This is a genomic window from Sphingomonas sp. PEI4, from assembly GCF_056679955.1.
This window is the reverse complement of the sequence record NZ_CM155258.1, coordinates 2,544,547-2,562,477: the sequence shown is the minus strand read 5'-3', so window position 1 is coordinate 2,562,477 and position 17,931 is coordinate 2,544,547. Positions and strand designations below refer to the sequence as shown.

General features: G+C 66.7%; 16 protein-coding genes and 1 tRNA gene. 11 read left to right on the top strand and 6 right to left on the bottom strand.

Annotated features, from left to right (window positions below; translation table 11 throughout):
* Nucleotides 1-19: 19 nt before the first annotated feature.
* From AC1MLZ_RS11830 to AC1MLZ_RS11820, 3 genes are read right to left on the bottom strand one after another with little or no spacing between them, the layout of a single operon-like run.
* Entirely contained in the window at nt 20-1,108 is a 1,089-nt protein-coding gene (locus AC1MLZ_RS11830; RefSeq protein ID WP_480958633.1) for an NAD(P)/FAD-dependent oxidoreductase, read from the bottom strand.
* Nucleotides 1,087-1,767, bottom strand: coding sequence for a methyltransferase domain-containing protein (locus AC1MLZ_RS11825; RefSeq protein WP_480958632.1), 681 nt, complete (start codon nt 1,765-1,767; stop codon nt 1,087-1,089). The genes AC1MLZ_RS11830 and AC1MLZ_RS11825 overlap by 22 nt, the downstream gene beginning before the upstream one ends.
* Nucleotides 1,764-2,843 carry a type III polyketide synthase gene (locus tag AC1MLZ_RS11820; protein ID WP_480958631.1) on the bottom strand — a complete coding sequence of 360 codons (1,080 nt, stop codon included), beginning with the start codon at nt 2,841-2,843 and terminating at the stop codon, nt 1,764-1,766. The genes AC1MLZ_RS11825 and AC1MLZ_RS11820 overlap by 4 nt, the downstream gene beginning before the upstream one ends.
* Before the next feature lie 498 nt (nt 2,844-3,341).
* On the opposite strand from AC1MLZ_RS11820, the gene AC1MLZ_RS11815 reads away from it, so the two are divergent.
* The 6 genes from AC1MLZ_RS11815 (at nt 3,342) to AC1MLZ_RS11790 (ending at nt 12,137) form a co-directional block, all read left to right on the top strand.
* Nucleotides 3,342-3,803 carry a hypothetical protein gene (locus AC1MLZ_RS11815; protein ID WP_480958630.1) on the top strand — a complete coding sequence of 154 codons (462 nt, stop codon included), beginning with the start codon at nt 3,342-3,344 and terminating at the stop codon, nt 3,801-3,803.
* A gap of 288 nt (nt 3,804-4,091) precedes the next feature.
* A complete protein-coding gene (locus AC1MLZ_RS11810; RefSeq protein ID WP_480958629.1) occupies nt 4,092-5,057 on the top strand; it encodes a hypothetical protein in 966 nt (321 codons plus the stop codon).
* A gap of 26 nt (nt 5,058-5,083) precedes the next feature.
* A complete protein-coding gene (locus tag AC1MLZ_RS11805) occupies nt 5,084-5,557 on the top strand; it encodes a hypothetical protein (protein WP_480958628.1) in 474 nt (157 codons plus the stop codon).
* A gap of 63 nt (nt 5,558-5,620) precedes the next feature.
* Nucleotides 5,621-6,751 (top strand): hypothetical protein, encoded by a 1,131-nt coding sequence (locus tag AC1MLZ_RS11800; protein ID WP_480958627.1) that lies wholly within the window; start codon nt 5,621-5,623, stop codon nt 6,749-6,751.
* A gap of 68 nt (nt 6,752-6,819) precedes the next feature.
* The gene (locus tag AC1MLZ_RS11795; protein WP_480958626.1) at nt 6,820-11,868 is read left to right on the top strand and encodes a hypothetical protein; all 5,049 of its coding nucleotides are present in this window, start codon (nt 6,820-6,822) and stop codon (nt 11,866-11,868) included.
* A 20-nt stretch (nt 11,869-11,888) separates the two neighbouring features.
* A complete protein-coding gene (locus AC1MLZ_RS11790; RefSeq protein WP_480958625.1) occupies nt 11,889-12,137 on the top strand; it encodes a hypothetical protein in 249 nt (82 codons plus the stop codon).
* Between the two features lie 148 nt (nt 12,138-12,285).
* Here AC1MLZ_RS11790 and AC1MLZ_RS11785 read toward each other — a convergent pair whose 3' ends face one another.
* Together AC1MLZ_RS11785 and AC1MLZ_RS11780 are read right to left on the bottom strand one after the other, a co-directional pair.
* Nucleotides 12,286-12,438, bottom strand: a complete 153-nt coding sequence (locus AC1MLZ_RS11785; protein WP_175518116.1) for a hypothetical protein — start codon at nt 12,436-12,438, stop codon at nt 12,286-12,288.
* 86 nt (nt 12,439-12,524) lie between these two features.
* Nucleotides 12,525-12,611 (bottom strand) — tRNA-Leu (locus tag AC1MLZ_RS11780).
* 112 nt (nt 12,612-12,723) lie between these two features.
* Between AC1MLZ_RS11780 and AC1MLZ_RS11775 the strand changes: the two genes are divergently transcribed.
* Nucleotides 12,724-14,097, top strand: coding sequence for an MATE family efflux transporter (locus tag AC1MLZ_RS11775; RefSeq protein WP_480958624.1), 1,374 nt, complete (start codon nt 12,724-12,726; stop codon nt 14,095-14,097).
* Between the two features lie 34 nt (nt 14,098-14,131).
* Here AC1MLZ_RS11775 and AC1MLZ_RS11770 read toward each other — a convergent pair whose 3' ends face one another.
* Nucleotides 14,132-14,935, bottom strand: coding sequence for an MJ0042-type zinc finger domain-containing protein (locus AC1MLZ_RS11770; protein WP_480958623.1), 804 nt, complete (start codon nt 14,933-14,935; stop codon nt 14,132-14,134).
* A gap of 164 nt (nt 14,936-15,099) precedes the next feature.
* Between AC1MLZ_RS11770 and ftsE the strand changes: the two genes are divergently transcribed.
* From ftsE to AC1MLZ_RS11750, 4 genes are read left to right on the top strand one after another with little or no spacing between them, the layout of a single operon-like run.
* Nucleotides 15,100-15,816, top strand: a complete 717-nt coding sequence (ftsE, locus tag AC1MLZ_RS11765; RefSeq protein WP_480961533.1) for a cell division ATP-binding protein FtsE — start codon at nt 15,100-15,102, stop codon at nt 15,814-15,816.
* Nucleotides 15,813-16,712: a cell division protein FtsX gene (locus tag AC1MLZ_RS11760; RefSeq protein WP_480958622.1), complete on the top strand. Its 900-nt coding sequence runs from the start codon at nt 15,813-15,815 to the stop codon at nt 16,710-16,712. Before ftsE ends, AC1MLZ_RS11760 begins: the two co-directional genes overlap by 4 nt.
* On the top strand, nt 16,709-17,245 hold the full coding sequence (locus tag AC1MLZ_RS11755; RefSeq protein WP_480958621.1) for a YdcF family protein: 537 nt from the start codon (nt 16,709-16,711) through the stop codon (nt 17,243-17,245). The genes AC1MLZ_RS11760 and AC1MLZ_RS11755 overlap by 4 nt, the downstream gene beginning before the upstream one ends.
* A complete protein-coding gene (locus tag AC1MLZ_RS11750; protein WP_480958620.1) occupies nt 17,242-17,922 on the top strand; it encodes a lysophospholipid acyltransferase family protein in 681 nt (226 codons plus the stop codon). Before AC1MLZ_RS11755 ends, AC1MLZ_RS11750 begins: the two co-directional genes overlap by 4 nt.
* The last annotated feature ends 9 nt before the right edge of the window (nt 17,923-17,931 follow it).

Here is a 17,931-nt window from a genome sequence, read left to right as displayed (position 1 = left end):
TCGTGTCGCGGGGCGGATTTCAAGGTTGCCCCAATCTGGTTGCGTTGGCGATGACCTGGATCAGTGTGGGGCGCATGAAAGGGAGGGCCCACGCGGCGCGTTCGCTCTCCGCGATGTGACGGACGATGCCGGCGATACCGATCGGGCGGGCAAGGCGGCGGGCGAAATCCTCCTGCCATGACGAGGCGGCGGCGGGACCACCGTTCTCGTAGGCGCGCGCGGCGGCGGCGCCGCTGGCAAGCGCGATGCCCATGCCTTCGCCGGCGAGCGAAGGGATCACGCCCGCCTGGTCGCCGAGGCGGAACATCGCATCGACTCCGGTGCGTTGGCGCCAGCCATAGGGGACGTTGGCGATGGCATCGATCGAGGCGTTCGGCTCGATCAGCGCGACCCATTCGCCGAGCGCGGGCATGTCTCGGCCGAGCGCTTCGAGCAGTTGCGCGGGGGAGCCGGCTGCCTGAAGCCGCGAGCGGTGTACGGCCATGCACAGGTTCGCGGTGCCGTCCTCCTGCATCGCCAGGCCGGCATAGCCTCGGTCGAACAGATGAAGCTCGATGGCTCCGGCGAGCGATTGGCTCAGCGCAGGCGAGGGGGCGATCCTCACCCGGATACCCAGGGTCGGGTCGGCACCGCGCGCGTCTTCGGGGCGAGTCATGCCACGTACGTCGTGTTTGCCGCTCGCGAGGAACAGCGCGTCGGTCGCAATCGTCGCACCGTCCGCGAGCCGTGCGCTCGTCCCATCGATTTCGCGCACGGTGACGCCGCGTTCGACCGGCGTGCCCAGTCGTTCGGCTTCGGCCAGCAGGACCGTATCGAGCCGGCGGCGCGTAACCGAAGCCGCCGGATAGGGCAGGGCGGCTTCTGCGCGGCGGCTGCCAGCGAAAATGCGCGCCCGCGTAACGCGTTCGGGGTTGAGCGTGTCCGGATCGATCCCGAGGCCGGCGAGCGTCTCCAGCGTTCGCCAACTGAGGAACCCGCCGCAGATCGCGTCACCGGTCTCGCGCGATCGCTCGACGAGCAGATGCGGCAGGCCGGCGCGTGCGAGGCCGATCGCGGTCGCCGCACCGGCGAGCCCGCCGCCGACGATCAGCGCAGGCGTTCGACGCATAACCGGAACGGAAAGACGCGGCGGACCTTCGCCTCGGTGACGCCGGCCTCGGCCAGCAGCGGCGGCCATTCGTCGGGGCGATAGCTGCGCGCGATCGACAGCGTCCCGTCGTGCCGGACGATCGGGTGCCAGCGTGCGATCGTCGCAAGCACTGGAAAACCCCAACGCGCGAACCCGTGACGGTGGAGGTCGTTGACGAACCACCCCGCGCTCGCATGCTCCTCCATGAACCGCAGGAACGCGATCAGCTGGTCGTGGCTCATATGATGCGCGACGAGGCTGCTGACGATCACGTCCCAGGGCTCGTCGGCGAGGTCGGCATAGTCGCCGGTGACATAGCGGATCGCCCCGCCATGCGCCCGCGCCGCCCGTTCGCTGCGCGGGTTGAGATCGACCCCGACCAACTCCGCCTCGATGCCTTTCGCCTTCGCCCAACGTGCGATCCGCCGCAGCATGTCGCCGTCACCGAACCCCACGTCGAGCAACCGGAAGCTTTTCCGCCCCGCCGTCGCCCTCGCGAGAAAATCGAGCGTCGGGCGGCGGGCCATCGTCGCCGTGTTGACCGTGGCGAGATCGCCAACGACGTCGGCATAGGTCGCCGCGTCGAGATCGTCGGCGTCCATCAGTTCTTCGGCCTGGCTGCGGACCGCGAGGCTCATGCCGCGCTCCGGAACCCGAAGCCCTCCGCCGCGAGGCCCGGCCCAAACGCCAGCGCCACACCGTGCTCGACCCGCGGCCCGGCGAGCAACCGTTCGAACACGAACATCAACGTCGCCGACGACATGTTGCCGTTCTCCGAAAGCACCTGACGCGACGCGGCGAGTGCATCCGGTTTCAGATCGAGCGAATGCTCTACCGCGTCGAGGATCGATCGACCGCCGGCATGCACCGCCCAAGCGTCGATATCGTTCGGCTTTCGCCCATCGCTGACGATATTGCGAAAAGTCGCATCGGACAGCGCGGTGGCGATCCGTCCGGGTACCTCGCCCGACAGATGCATGGCGAACCCCGCATCGGTGACGTCCCAGCGGATCAGAGCCTCGCTATCGGCCAGAGTCGCCGCAAACGGCGTGTCGAGCGCGAACCCGGTTGAATCCGCCGTCACCAGCGCCGCCGCGGCACCATCGCCGAACTGGAGCATCGCCAGCAGCGATTCGAGCTCGCTCGCGGGTTGCAGGTGCAGCGTGGACAGCTCGACGGTCACGACCAGTACGCGCGCGCGGGGCTCGGAGCGGACGATGTGGCGCGCGCTGCGCAACGCTACGACCGCGGCATAGCAGCCCATGAAGCCGATCAGCAGCCGCTCGACGCTTGACGCGAGGCCGAGCCGCCGCGCGATGATCTGGTCGATGCCGGGCGCGACGAAGCCGGTGCAACTCGCCACCACGAGATGCGTGATGCCCTCGACCGCGATCTTTGCGCGCAACGCCTCGATCGCGCGGATCGCCAGATCCGGGGCATGTTCCGCATACAGCGTCATTCGGGCGGCGGTGCCCGGATGCGGCTCGACCGCGTAGAAGCCGGCATCGTCGATCGGCGAACCACCGTTCGCGGTCGGCGGCAGCACCGACCAGCGGTGCGCAATGCCCGATCGCGCCGCCATCCGGTCGAACACGCGTTCCGCGCGCGCATCGACCCGCGCGCGCGCCCAACCAATGAAGGCCGTGTGGATATCATGACCGGGGACTGCGGAACCGACGGCATTCAGATAAGCGGACACGATACCCTTTCGCATGCGATCGAGCCCTAACGCACCACCTGATCAAACGGCCTGCGCCTGACCATGGGGAAATCGATCCGGCATCGAACGGAGTGTCTGTAAACGATGAGGACCGACGATGACATCGTTTCGACATCGCTGGCGTCCCGGAACGGCGCGCACCCGAAATCGGCAATCCGGCTGAACCCCGAATCTGAAAAGTATACGAACCGGCGTTTCAAGAGGTTCGCGCTGGAATGCGCAATATCAAAACCGGAATGGGTCAATTTAATCGATCGATATTGGATCGATTAAGGGAAATATAGTCGGCGATGTGCATTTGATCTTCAAATGATTACCGATTTTTTGCAGGTTTGGGTTGAATTTGCGGTGCGGTAGTCGACAATGACGGTGCGTCGGACCGGGTTTGTCCGCACGTCCGGTCGTCCGGTTGACGACGTGCGATAGCGGCCAAAGGCTGCGAGCATCGTTTTCGACCGGCCCGGGTGTAACAATGGGGCAGGGGAGCCTTGAGTGAAAAACGAGTCCGTCGTCGAATTGATCAAGGATCTGACCGCGAAGCTGTCGGCGGTCGCCGAGGAGTTCAACGGACGAGTCGCGCAAGCCGCGGAGCCAGTACCGGTCGGCGAAGAGCCAAGCGACGACGCGCTCATCGAACACGCCGCGCTGGTGCTTGCGGAGCGGCGCATGCGGCGCAAGTTCCTCCCCGCAGAGCTGTTTCACGAGCCCGCCTGGGACATGCTTCTTGCGTTGTTCGCGTCGCGCGACGACCGGATGCCGATGAACATCAAGGCGCTGGTCAGCATGTCCGACGCGCCGGTAACCACGTCGCAGCGCTGGATCGAGCATCTTCACAAGTTGAAATTGATCGACCGTGTCATCGATCCGGCCGATCGGCGACGGATCGAGGTGTCGCTAAGCCATGTCGGCGACCAAGCCATGAAATCCTACCTGCGCGCGCTGCTCGCGCGATAGCCAAAGGGTTTTCGCTACGTCTGCGTCTACGTCGTAGCGGAAATGTCACCGATGAACCCGCCCAGTGCAGCATCATGATCCGTTATGGTTCTTTAGTGTAGTCTAACTATACCGGACCGGATGTTGTTGTATTAAGTATCAAAATACGAACACAAAACACCGTTTCGACTTGGTAGGATTTGCTTAAGTCGCGGTGGACCATTTGATCTCAATCACAGGATTGGGACAAAATTGGTTCGTCGGACGTCAGGATGTGCAGGGAAAAACGGCGCGCTTCGGTGTGCTGGCATGGCTTTGCGTCTGGCGTGCATGGTTGGGACCGCGATGTCGCAGTCCGTCCCGGCGCAGACTCCTGCGGGTGCTGCTACGGGGACGCCCGCAGGTACGCCGATCGTCAACACGGCCGCGCTCCGTTACGATCTTGGCGGGACGACGGAATCGACCGCATCGAACACCGTCTCGATCATCGTCGCCGAGCGGCTGGACGTCGCGCTGGTCCGCGATGGGCAGGGCGCGATCGTCGTCACGCCGCGCCCACTTGCGATCCCCTTCACGCTGACCAACCGCGACAACGGCAACGAATCGTTCGTGCTCGCGGCGACGGTGTCGCCGGGCGCGATCGTGTTGCAGGCGCTGGTGATCGATGCCGATGGCGACGGCCTCTACGATCCGGCCAAGGATAGCGCGCCGGTCGACGGCAGGACGTCGCTGCTCTCGCCCGGCCAGTCGATCAAGCTGCTGGCGATCGTCGTCGCCACGGCCGGCGGCGGCGCCGCGAATGCCACGCTGACCGTTACCGCGCGCTCGACGACGGGTTCAGGCCAGGCCGGCAGTGCCTATGCCGGCATGGGCGATGGCGGCGGCGATGCGGTGGTCGGACTGACCGGCGCGATCGCCACCGTGACGGTCCCGCTCGGCACCGCGCTTGCCGGGCCGGCGCTGTTCAAGAGCCAATCGGTGCGCGCCGTGGATGGATCGCAGAACGCCGTGCGCGACGCGGTCATCACCTACACGCTCGAGGCGCGCTTCAGCGATGCCGTCACCGGCGCCCGAATCGTCGATCCGATTCCCGACGGCACCGTCTTTGTCCCCGGCAGTCTCACGCTCGACGGCGCGGCGCTGACCGACGGCGCGGACGACGATGCCGGGCGCTTCGAAGCGGGATCCGCGCAGGGTGGCGGCATCGCCGTTGCGCTCGGCCAGGTCGCCGCGGCTTCGGTCCACACCGTCCAGTTCAAGACCAAGATTCAATGACCAGAATTCTCAGGAGGAGCACGTCCATGATTACGCGTCCGATGATTGCCGTCGCGCTGGCGGCTACCGCCGCAGTGGCATCCGCTGCGGCGGGACCGTTGCAGGTTACCAGCAGCATCCTGGTCGAGAGCCGCAGCGCCGCCGCCGACGGCACCACCCGCATCGCGCTGGTCAAGCCGTCGAAGGTGACGCCGGGCGACAAGGTGATCTTCGTCCTCGCCTATCGCAACACCGGTGCGCAGCCGCTGGCGAACGTCGTGCTGGCCAACCCGTTGCCGCGTCAGATTTCCTACCGCTCGGCCAATCCCGGTTCACCCGCGCCCGACGTTTCGGTGGACGGCAAGACGTTCGGTTCGCTCGATTCCTTACGCGTCCGCAGTCTCGACGGCAGCACGCGCGCCGCGAGCCCCAACGATGTCACCAGCGTCCGGTGGCGCCTCCCGAGCCCGATACCGGCCGGCGCGCAAGGCCAGTTCGCGTTCCAGGCCGTCCTGAAATGATCTTGTTCCGCTCTCTTTCCAACCATCCAAGCCTGACCACGTAAGAAGAAGGAAGACCTAGAAATGCATTCAACAGGGGTAATACGCACGCTGCTGGCCGGTACGGCCGCCATCGTGTCGATCGGTATGACGACCGGCACCGCGAACGCGCAGGCGCCAGGTCCGGCGGGCACCACCGCGGGCACGACCATCAGCAACACCGCGCAGGCGAGCTACACCGTCAACGGCGTGCAGCAGACCGCGGCATCGGACGCAGCGACGTTCGTGGTCGATCGCAAGGTCAACCTGACCGTCGTCCCGGCGACCCCGAACAACACGCAGGTCTCCGTCGGCCAGCCTGGTGCCGTCGTCGCGTTCCAGCTGACCAACAACACCAACGGCACGCAGGACTTCCTGCTGTCGGCGAGCCAGACGCCGATCCAGAACCTGTTCACCGGCGACAATTTCGACGTGAGCAATATCCGGATCTTCGTCGATTCGAACGGCAACGGCACCTATGACGTGGGTGTCGATACCGCGACCTACATCAACGAACTGGGCGCCGATCAGACGGCAACGGTGTTCATCGTCGGCGACGTTCCCAACCAGCAGACCGCAGCGCTGGCCGGCATCACGCTGATCGCGCAGGTCGCCGCCGGTGGCAACACCGCGGCGCAGGGCACGGCGCTGACGCCGAGCATCCTCGCCAACGACGACAATGAGATCGACATCGTCTTCGCCGACATCGATTCGGATGGTCTCGGCCTCGATACGTCCAATAACGGTCAGGGGCGTGCATCGCTCGGCTATGAGATCACCACGCGCAACGTCGCGCTGACGGTGACCAAGACGTCCGCGGTGGTCTCCGATCCGGTGTCGGGCATCCTGTTGCCCAAGGCGATCCCGGGTGCGGTCGTGCAATATTGCCTGATCGTCAGAAACGCGACGCTGCTGGTCGCAGCCAACAACGTCAACCTGACCGACATCGTCCCGACCAACACGACCTACGTACCCGGTTCGATCACGATCGGCGGGCTCGGCATCGGCAACGCATGCGTGCTGAACGGCTTCCCGGCAAACGATGACGGTTCGGCAATCCCGCTCACGCCCTTCACCGGTTCGTACGATGTCGGGACGAAACGGGTCACGGCGACGATCCCGACGCTACTCGGCGGCACGTCGGTCGCGGCCAGCTTCCGCGTGACGATCAACTAAACCCAGCCCCTCGATCAAGGAACGACCGATCCCGGCGCGTGGCGACACGTGCCGGGAAAGTATCCGTTATGTCCAAATTCGGTACCCTTGCGCGCTTCGGCGCCATACTTCTGGGGCTCACCAGCGGCGTCATGCCCGCGGTGGCACAGTCGAGCCGTATCCAGAATACCGCGGTCCTGTCGTTCGACGATACGGGCAGCGACTCCGGCGTACGCACGGTGCCATCGAACACGGTTTCGCTCGATGTGAACCGGGCCAAGCGTCCGACCACGCTTAGTTTCCGCCTGCCACCGCCCAATTACGCGTTTACCGGCGCGACGTGCCAGGCCACCCCGACCTATAAATTCCTACCCGCGCCGATCGACGCCGCGACGTTCGAGGCGTCGCCCGGCATCGCCGCTATCGACATCTACCAGGACATGATCCTGGTGCTCGACAACCAGGGCGGCAACCGTGATCCACAGGTTCGCGAAACATCGGTCATCAACGCTGATGTCGGTGCGATCCACACCACGCTGGTCCTGACCGAGACTGCGGCGAACAGCGGTATCTTCGCGGGCGGCGTTCCCTCGACGACGACCGGCCGATACCCCGATCTCGAGCCTTGCGAGATCCGTGATCAGCGCGGCGCATCGATCGCGTTGAGCTTTACCGAGGACGCCTTCAGCTTCGGCTCGACCGCATCGCTCCTGATCGATCCCGCCGGCTACACCTTCGATTCGCGGACCGGCGCGCTGATCGACGGCACCACCGTTTCGCTGGTCGACGCCGAGACCGGCGCACTCGCCACCGTGTTCGGCGACGACGGCGTCAGCCGCTATCCCTCGACCGTCGTCACCGGCCAGCCGGTCACCGATGCGGGCGGACGGCTCTATCCGGGCGAAACCGGCCGCTACCGCTTTCCGTATACCGCGCCTGGACGCTATGTCCTGAAACTCACGCCGCCGGGCACCTATACCGCGCCCTCGACCGTCGATCGCGCGACGATCGCGGCGCTGAAGGACCCGGACGGCCGTCCCTTCATCCTCAACGACACCAGTTTCGGCGGTTCGCTGACTCTGTCGACCCCCGAGCCTTTCTATGCCGACATCCCGCTGGACAGCCCCGGCAGCGGTAGCCTGTTGCTGACCAAGACGGCGTCGGTGCGTGAAGCCTCACCGGGAGATTTCGTCCAGTATCTGCTGCGCATTACTAACCGTGATGCCGTCCCGGCGCGCGGGCTTCACGTCGCCGATACCTTGCCGCGCGGTCTGCGCTACGAGCGCAATTCCGCGCGCGGCGGCGAGGAGCCGACGGTTTCGACCGATGGCCGCAATCTGGACTTCGCGATTCCGCTGTTGGCGGCGGGCGCCTCGACCGAGCTGAAATACGTCGTCAGCATCGCGCCGGGCGCGCCGACCGGCGAGGCGCTCAACCGTGCGCGCGTTGCGGGGCAGGGCGCCGTGACGAGCAACGAGGCCGCCGCCTCGGTGCGCCTGCGTCCGCTGCTGTTCACCGACGCGATGACGATCATCGGCCGCGTCACCGAGGGGAATTGCGGCGATCCGGTCGACAAGCGCAAGGGCGTGCCCGGAATCCGCCTGCTGATGGAGGACGGCACCTTCGTCGTGACCGATCGCGACGGCCTGTACCATTTCGAAGGCGTCCGCGCCGGCCGGCACGTCGTCCAGGTGGACACGTCGAGCATCCCCGCGACGCATGCGCCGGTCGCCTGCGACATCGACACCCGGCAAGCCAACAGTCCGATCTCGCGCTTCGTCGAGGGTGATGGAGGCCTGCTCAAGCGCGTCGACTTCCAGCTGAAACCGACCGGAAAGGCCGCTGCTGCCGACGCTGGGCTTCCGGTCGCGATTGCCGACGACGCCACCGCCGCGGGCAACCGCGACTGGCTCGGCGCAGGGCAGGCTGCCATGAACCAAGCGGGTGGGATCGACTGGCTGTTCCCGGCGGCGGATCACAACCCGCGCGCGCCGATCGTCCGCGCGGTCGTGAAGCACATGCCCGGCCAGAGGGTCGCACTCACCATTAACGGCAAGCAGGTCGAGCCGCTCGCGTTCGACGGCACCGACGCGCGCGACGGCAGCTTGGTGGCGGTATCGCGCTGGTCGGGCATTCCGCTGATCGACGGCGATAATCATCTGGGCGCGCGTATCCTCGCGGCGGACGGCAGCGTCGTGAAGGTCCTCGATCGCGTGGTGCATTTCTCGGGTGCGCCGGTCCGCGCGGTATTCGATGCCGCCAGCAGCCGCCTGGTTGCCGATGGCCTGACCCGCCCGTTGATCGCAGTGCGGGTGACCGACAAGACCGGTCGGCCGGTCCGCGCAGGCACGCTCGTGCCCTTCACCGTCGACCAGCCCTATACCGCGGCGGTCGAGGCTGAGCTCGAACAGGGCCGACAGCTTGCAGGTCGCGAACGCTCGGCCACCACCGCGCGCGTCGTCGGCGACGACGGCCTCGCCTTCATCACGCTCCAGCCGACCACGCAGGCCGGCGCCGTCCATGCGATCGTCTCGCTGACCGAGGACAAGCTGGTCCATAGCAACGACGTCCGCGCCTGGCTGGCCGCGTCTCAGAAGGACTGGGTGGTGGTCGGCTTCGGTGCGGGCTCGCTCGGCTACGACATGCTCAGCAAGCGGCAGTCGGGTCTGCCCAGGTCGCAGCGCAACAGCGTCGTCACCGACGGCCAGCTCGCCTTCTACGCCAAGGGCCGCGTCAAGGGGTCGTGGCTTGCGACGATCGCGTATGACAGCGACCGCAAATACGATCCCGATCGCGGGCTGCTCGGTACGATCGACCCCGATCGCTATTACACCGTCTACGGCGACGGCTCGCGCCAGGGCTATGACGCCGCCACCCGCCGGAAACTGTATCTGCGGCTCGAGCGTCGTGAATTCTACGCGCTGTTCGGCGATTTCGAGACCGGCTTCACCGATACGCAGCTGACCCGCTACAACCGCACGCTCAACGGCGTGAAGGCCGCCTACGAAGGCAAGCGGGTGCGCGCGACCGGGTTCGCGGCGCATACCGACACGCTGTATTCCCGCGACGAAATCCAGGGCAACGGCCTGTCCGGCCCGTACCGGCTGTCGGGGCGCAACATCGTCCCGAACAGCGACAAGCTGCGGATCGAGACGCGCGACCGCTTCCGCTCCGAGCTGATCGTCGCGACCACCGAACTGACGCGCCACATCGACTATGACATCGATACGTCGATGGGCACGGTCCGCTTCCGCAACCCGATCCTCAGCCGCGATTCGAGCCTGAACCCGATCTTCATCGTCGCCGATTATGAGGTCGAGGGGGGCAAGTCGGCCAAGCTCGCCGCCGCCGCGCGCGTCGCGACCAAGCTGGCCAACGGCCGCGTCGAAGTCGGTGTCGCCGCGATCCGCGACGAGACGGTCGGCAAGGCCACCGTCCTCGGCGCCGACATCAAGGCGCGCGTGACCGCCAACACCGAACTGCGCGGCGAGATCGCCAAGGGCGGACGCCTGGGGCTTGGGCAGGGTCTCGCCTATCTCGCCGAAGTCGATCATCACGGGTCGAAGCTCGACCTGCTCGCTTATGCCCGCCAGCAGGATACCGCGTTCGGCGTTGGCCAGCAGAACCTCTTCGAGGCCGGCACGCGGAAGTTCGGGCTCGACGGCCGCGTTCGTCTGACCGATCGGCTCAGCATCACCGGCGTCGCCTGGCACCAGCAGCAGCTCGACAGCGCCGGCACGCGCACCGCCGCGGACGCCCGCCTCGAATATCGCCGCGACACCGGTACGATCTTCGTCGGCGGCCAATATGCGTCCGATCGGGGCACGGACGGCAAGAACCGCGACAGTCGCCTGATCACCCTCGGCGGCAGCCAGGCGTTGTTCGGCAACGCGGTGACGATCACCGGCCAGACCCAGTTCGCGCCCGGTGGCGACAGCGACAGCGTCGACTTCCCGGTCCGCCACCAGGTCCAGCTCGCGTACCGGATCACGCCCGGTATCCGCCTGATCGGCGGGTACGAGATCGCCAAGGGCGATGGCTATGTCGCGCATACCAAGCAATTCGGCGTCGACGTCGCGCCCTGGACCGGCGCCAAGCTGATGAGCACGCTCAACCAGCAGGCGATCGGCGAGAACGGCCAGCGGACCTATGCGCAATACGGCCTCAACCAGTCGGTGCCGCTCGGCAAGCACTGGACCATCGACGGTACGCTGGATGCGAGCAACACGCTGAAAGGGCAGATCCCCGACGGCGCGGTCGTCAACGCGTTCCAGCCGGTCACCTCGGGCGGCTATGTCGGGCAGGACCAGACCAACGGCGACTACGCGGCCGCCACGCTGGGAGCGACGTATCGCCAGGCACGCTGGTCGGTGAACGGCCGGCTCGAATATCGCAACGCCGACAGCGGCGATCGCTGGGGGATCACCACCAACTTCCTGCGCACGCTGGGCCAGGGCAAGACGCTGGCGTCGAGCATCAAGGGCTACACGATTAAGGACAAGACGGGCGCGGTCGCGACCTATGCCACCGCCGACGTCGCGCTGGCCTTCCGTCCGCTCGACAGCCGCTGGTCGTTGCTCGAACGCCTCGAACTGCGACACGAGAGCGCGGATTCCGGGTTCAGCGACTCCAACGCGCTCGGCGTGCCGGCCTATGGCGGCGGCGATCAGGTGACGACGCGGGTGATCAACAACCTCGCGGTCAACTATCGCACCGGTCCGGAAGGGCTCGGCCACGGCACCGAGGCCACGCTCTATTACGGCGCCAAATACGTCGCGGGGCGGTTCGCCGACGATAGCTATGACGGGTATATCGACGTCACCGGGTTCGAACTGCGCCAGGATATCGGCACGCGGATCGACGTCGGCGTGACCGGATCGGTCCAGCATGCGTGGTCGCGTGGTGCGTGGTCGTGGAGCGGCGGGCCCTCCGCGGGCGTGTCGCCGGCGCAGAACATGTGGATCACCGCCGGTTATAACGTCTCAGGCTACCGCGACCGCGATTTCGAGGACGACCGCTACACCCGGCGGGGGCCGTACGTCACGATGCGGCTCAAGTTCGACCAGACCACGATCGGCCCGGTGCTGGGCGGCCCGGTGCTGGGCGGCGCGACGCGCGCGCTGTTCGGCCGGCGATGACATACAGGGAGAGAGACGCGATGCCATTGCCGAACCAGACCGCGCGCATGATGCCGCCGCGTGACTTCACCGATCACGGCCCCTGCGTCGAAGAACTCGCGCGCGAATTTGCCAAGCAGGACGCCGCGACCAGCGAAGCGCTGATCGAGACGCTGGCGACGCAGGCGATCCAACGATGGCGCCTGGACGACGCGACCTTTTGGCAGCGGGTCAAGTTTCAGGCGCGGATGATTCGGGCGCAGATGGGGGCAGGGATGGGCCGGCACTAGACGAAAACCGCAATCCTCCCCCACCAGGGGGAGGTGGCGCCGAAGGCGACGGAGGGGGAGGCCAGCGACGACCTCTGCTCCGTGTCCTCCCCCTCCGTCTGGCAAGCGCCAGCCACCTCCCCCTGGCGGGGGAGGATTGAAGCACTCCCTATTTCTCGTCCGTCGTCAGCTTGACCTTGTTGGGCAGCTTCTTCCCCTTGGTCCGGCGCGATGGCAGCTGGACCGGGTTCTTCTTCTTCCACTGCGCAAACGTCATCGGGCCTTCGGGGGTCTCGATGATCGTGTCGTCGATCGAACTCATGGCTGTCCTTTTCCCGCTATCGACCCTTGGCTATCGAAACGAAACGGGTGGCCCTCGAAAGGGATGCTCTGAATTTATTTGAAAAATGGTGCGGCCAAGAAGACTCGAACTTCCACGGGCTTTCGCCCACAACGACCTCAACGTTGCGCGTCTACCAGTTCCGCCATGGCCGCCCATGAAACATCACCGGGCGAACCCGGCATCTGGTAGGCGAGCGCCACTAGCAAGGCTTTCCGCATCGTGCAACGCCCTTTGCGAAAAAGCGTTCGTCCGGTACCGGAAACGATGGCCGTGCCACTTCTTTCCCCCGATGCGAGGGCCGATACGAGGGCCGAAACGCGGCGCATTCTCGCGCTGGCGTGGCCAGTGATGCTGACCAGCCTCAACTGGACGATCCTGCACGTCACTGACGTCATCGTCGTCGGTCTGGTCGGCGCGCACGAGGTGGCGGCGCTCGGCGCGAGCCGATCGCTGACCTTCATCGCGATCGTTACCGGTCTCGCATGGTTGTCGGGCGTGCTCGTCCATACCGCGCGCGCCGATGGTGCGGGGGACCTGCCGCGTACCGGGCAGGTGCTCCGCGAAGGGCTGGTGCTGGGGCTGCTGCTCGGGCTGGTGGTCGGCGGCGTCATGTTCGCGTTCGCGGACGGGATGCTCGCCGGGATCGGCGTCGCACCGGCGCTGATCGAGCCGGCCGGGCGGGTCGTGCGGGTGATGGCGTTCACCTATCCGCCGCAGCTGATGATCGTCGCCGCCAGCTTCTTCCTGGAGGGCGTCAGCCGACCACGCCGTGTCGCAGTGGTGAACTTGTCGATCCTGCCCCTGAACGCAGTGCTAGCCTGGGCGATGTCGGGCGGTCATCTCGGCCTGCCGGCGATGGGTGCGGTCGGGGCGGCGACGGCCACCGCGATCGCGTCGGGACTGGGGGCGGTCGGCATGATCACCGCGGCGTTGACCCTACCGCGCGCAAAGGAGCGCGGCGTTCGACGAACCGATCTTGCTGCGTGGCGCGGCGTGCCGGTTGGGATCGGCGTGCTCGCGGTGTTCGGAATCGTCCCCGCGGTCGCGTCCGGGCTGGAGCTTGCCGGTTTTTCGATCCTGATCGCGCTGTCGACGCAGTTCGGCGACGACGTCGCGCATGCGTTCCAGATCGTGTTTTCGGTCCACAACGTCACGTTCGGGTTGGCGCTCGGGCTTGGGTCGGCGTGCGGTGTCCGCGTCGGCAATGCGGTGGGTGAGGGGGATCCGAAGGCGGGTATCTCGCGCGCGCTGATCGCGACCGGGCTGTCGATGCTCGCATTGGGCGTGTGCGGGATCGTCCTCATCGTCGCGCGCGACCCGATCGTCGCGGCGTTTCCGGCCGATGCCGCGACGCACGCGGTCGCGCTGGCGATGCTGCCGGTCTGGGCGCCGTTCATCCTGTTCGACGGCGCGCAGGTCGTGCTGGTGTACGCGCTGCGCTCGCTCGGCGATCAGGTGGTCGCGGGGGTGAACAGCATCGTCGCCTATTTCGTCGTCACCGGCGGGGCAGGCTGGTGGATGGTGCGCGCCGGTGTGGGGCCAATGGCACTGGTCTATGCGTCCGGGCTAGGGATGCTGACCGCTGCGCTGCTGCACGGCGCGCGATTCTGGATCGTCAGCCGCCGGTTGCGTCGCTGACTTGATCCTCCCTCTGGCGGGGGAGGATCAAGCGTTAGCGCGTCGCCTCACCCGCAAAACTTAGCTCGAGGCGCTTCGAGTTCGCGGGCACGTTGAGCGTGGCCGAGTTGAAATCGATCGCACCGCCTGGGGCCAGCGTCCGCTGCTGCGGAGTGATCGTCCAGCTATAAACGAGGCGCCCCTGCGCATCTCGGAGTTCGGCGCGGATGTCGGGGACGCGCTGGCGCTGGTTGGACGGATTGGTGACCTGGCCGCTGACCGCGAACAGCTCGGAGCCGTTGTCGAGTTCGCGCCGCTCGATCGGGTTGTCGCGCAGTCGCAGCGGCGTCTCGTCGGTGCCCAGCCCGAGACCCAGCTTGGCCACCACGCCCGGCGCGCCGAGATAGACGATCGATCCGACCGCGATCAGCATCAGAAATCCGGCGATCACGGCCGCGACCGTCCACCAGCGCGCCGTATTGCGACGGGCCTTGAACGGCGGTCGCTCGGCAAACGAGTCATATTTCACGACCGGATCGGCGAACACCGGCGCGGGCGTTGCAGACACGGGCAATGTAGATACGGGCTCGGGCACAGCCGGAGCATGCACAGCCGGAACAGGTGGTGTGAAACGTTCGGTCGGCGCCGCGATCGGCGGACGCGCCAATGGAGCGAGCGGTGGCGGCGGGGGCGCGAGCGGCGTCGGCTTGGGGATCTCCAGCGCGTCTTCGACCATCGGTGCGGCGGCCTGGAACCAACTATGCTTGCAATTGGCGCAGCGCACGGTGCGCCCCTCGGTTCCGATTGCGCTGTCGGGGACCAGATAGCGCGTGCTGCACTCAGGGCATTGGAGGATCATGGATGCGCTTCACCAGCGGCCGCTGGAGCGCGACCGGTCTTGTGTCGAATAAGCACGCCGCTCGCATATGTGGCAAGCTTGAAGCAGCGCGCGCTTTCATGCGAAAGCGCCGATACGGGCATTGGCACGGGCATCAAGCGGGCGAGAGCGGGCGCAACCACGTCATGGCGAATATCGTCCAATTCGAAAATGTCGGGCTTCGCTACGGCACGGGTCCGGACGCCGGGCCGGAGACGCTGGCGGACCTCAGCTTCACGCTGCGAAGGGGTGCGTTCTATTTCCTGACCGGCGCGAGCGGCGCGGGCAAGACCTCGCTGCTCAAGCTGCTGTATCTCGCGCAACGGCCGACGCGCGGCGTCATCCGGTTGTTCGGCGAGGATGCGGTGGTGCTGTCGCGTGATCGCCTGCCGGGGTTCCGACGGCGGATCGGCGTGGTGTTCCAGGACTTCCGGCTTGTCCCGCACCTGTCGACCTGGGACAATATCGCGCTGCCGTTGCGCGTCGCGGGCATGCCCGAGGCGGATATCGAGCAACCGGTGCGCGAGATGCTCGCCTGGGTCGGGCTCGGCGACCGCGCCGACGCGCGCCCGGCAACGCTGTCCGGCGGCGAGCAACAGCGCGTCGCGATCGCCCGCGCGGTGATCGGACGGCCCGAAATCCTCGTGGCGGACGAGCCGACCGGCAACGTCGATCCCGACATGGCCGAGCGGCTGCTGCACCTGTTCGAATCGCTCAACAAGCTGGGTACGACGGTAGTCGTCGCGACGCACGACTTTCACCTGCTCGGGCGGATACCGGGCGCGCAGATGATGCGGCTGGATCGCGGGCGGTTGCTCGATCCTACGGGGTCGCTGCGCTATCCGCCGACGCGGCCCGAATGATCGGTCGCGCCACCAAAGCGCGGTCTTCGGCCGAACGCCGCGTGCTCGATGAAGCGGGCGGCCTGCGCGCGATGACGTGGGTGATGGCGATCATGCTGTTCCTGACGATGCTGGCCGCCGCCTTGGGACTGGCGACGGCAGGCGCGGCGCGCTTGCTCGATCGGCAGTTGGCGGGGCGGTTGACGGTGCAGGTCGTCGATGGTGATCCTGTCCGCCGTGACGCGGTTGCAGCGCGCGTACTGGCTGCGCTGCGGACCATGCCGGGGGTGGCGACGGCCACGCCGGTCGATCGCGCCGAACTGACCCGGTTGCTGCAACCCTGGCTCGGGTCCGATGGCGCGGATCCGCAATTGCCCGTGCCGGCGATGATCGACGTCAACCTTTCCGATCATGACGGGGCGGCGGCCGCGCGTGTCGCGGCCACAGTGCGGCGCCTGAGCTCGATCGTCCGCGTCGACCGCCACGAAAGCTGGATGTCGCCCGTCAACGATGTGATGCGTTCGCTGACGCTCCTGGCGCTGGCGCTGGTGCTGCTGATGGCGAGCGCGACCGCCGCGGTCGTCGTGCTGGCCGCGCGCGCGGGGCTCCAGACGCACCGCGCGACGATCGCGGTTATGCACATGCTCGGCTCGACCGATCTCCAGGTCGCCCGGCTGTTCCAGCGGCGGATCGCGCTCGACGCGGCGATCGGCGGTGTCGGTGGCGGTATCGCGGCGTTGCTGGTGGTCGCATTCATCGGCGTCCGGCTGCACGGACTGGGCTCCGAACTGCTCGGCGGCGTGACGCTCGGTGGGGTCGACTGGGTGCTCCTCGCGCTGCTCCCGATCGCGTTCGTCGTCCTCGCGACGCTCGCCGCGCGCGTGACGATCGTTCGCGCGCTGAGGCATATCCTGTGATCGTCCGGTTGTTCGGCATTATGGGGCTCGCGTGGGCGTTCGGGTTCGCGCTGTTCATGCTGCTGTTGCCCAAGCCGCTCGACGGTTTCACGTCCGACGCGATCGTCGTGCCGACCGGAGGAGCAGGGCGGATCGATCGCGGCATCGCGCTGCTCCGCGATCACCAGGCGAAGCGTATGCTCGTGACCGGCGTCGCGCCGGGGGTGCGGCCGATCGATCTCGCCCTCGAGTACCGCACCTCGCCCACGTTGTTCGCGTGCTGCATCGATCTCGGCGCGGACGCGGTCGATACGCGCTCGAACGCGGAGGAGACCGCGCAGTGGGTGCGGGTGCACAAATACCGGTCGGTGCGGCTGGTGACGTCGGACTGGCATGTCGCACGCGCCCGAATGGAGCTGGCGGCGGCGCTCGACAAGAATGTCGTGATCCTCGGCGATGGTGTGCCGGGCACGCCGCGGCTCGGGACCCTGGTCAACGAATATAACAAGTTGATCCTTCGCCGGATCGCGTTGTGGATTGGATATGGCGGATGATCTGGGTGCGTAACTGGGCGTTCATGCTCGTTTTCTATACGATCTCGGTGCCGATCGTGGTGACCGTGCCGATCTCCGCGCTGTTCGGCTCGCGTGCGGTGATCGTGCATTCGACGATCTGGACGCGGTTCCACCGCTGGTGCGCGCGGTGGATACTGGGCGTGCATATCCGGATCGAGGGGACCCGACCGACCGAGCCGGCCTTTTACGCGTGCAAGCATCAGGCGATGTTCGAGACGCTGGAGTTGCAGGGATTACTTGACGGCCCGGCGATCGTGCTGAAGCGTGAGCTGGCCGACATCCCGGCCTGGGGTTGGGCGGCGCGGCGCTACGGCGCGATCGTCGTCGACCGCGAGGCGTCGGCGAAGGCGATGCGCAGCATGATGCGCGAGGCGACCGCAGCGAAGGCGACCGGGCGCTCGATCCTCATCTTTCCGGAAGGGACGCGGGTGTCGCCGGGCGAACATCCGCCGCTCAAACCCGGGTTCGCCGGGCTGTATCGTGCGTTGAAGATGCCGACGGTGCCGATCGCATGTGACAGCGGGCTGGTGTGGCCGAAGAAGGGGCCGAAGCTGCCGGGGGTGATCACGTTCCGGTTCGGCGAGGTGGTGCCGCCGGGCTTGCCGCGTGAAGAGGCAGAGCAGCGGGTTCATGCGGCGATGAACGCGCTGGATTAGGTCCAGCAG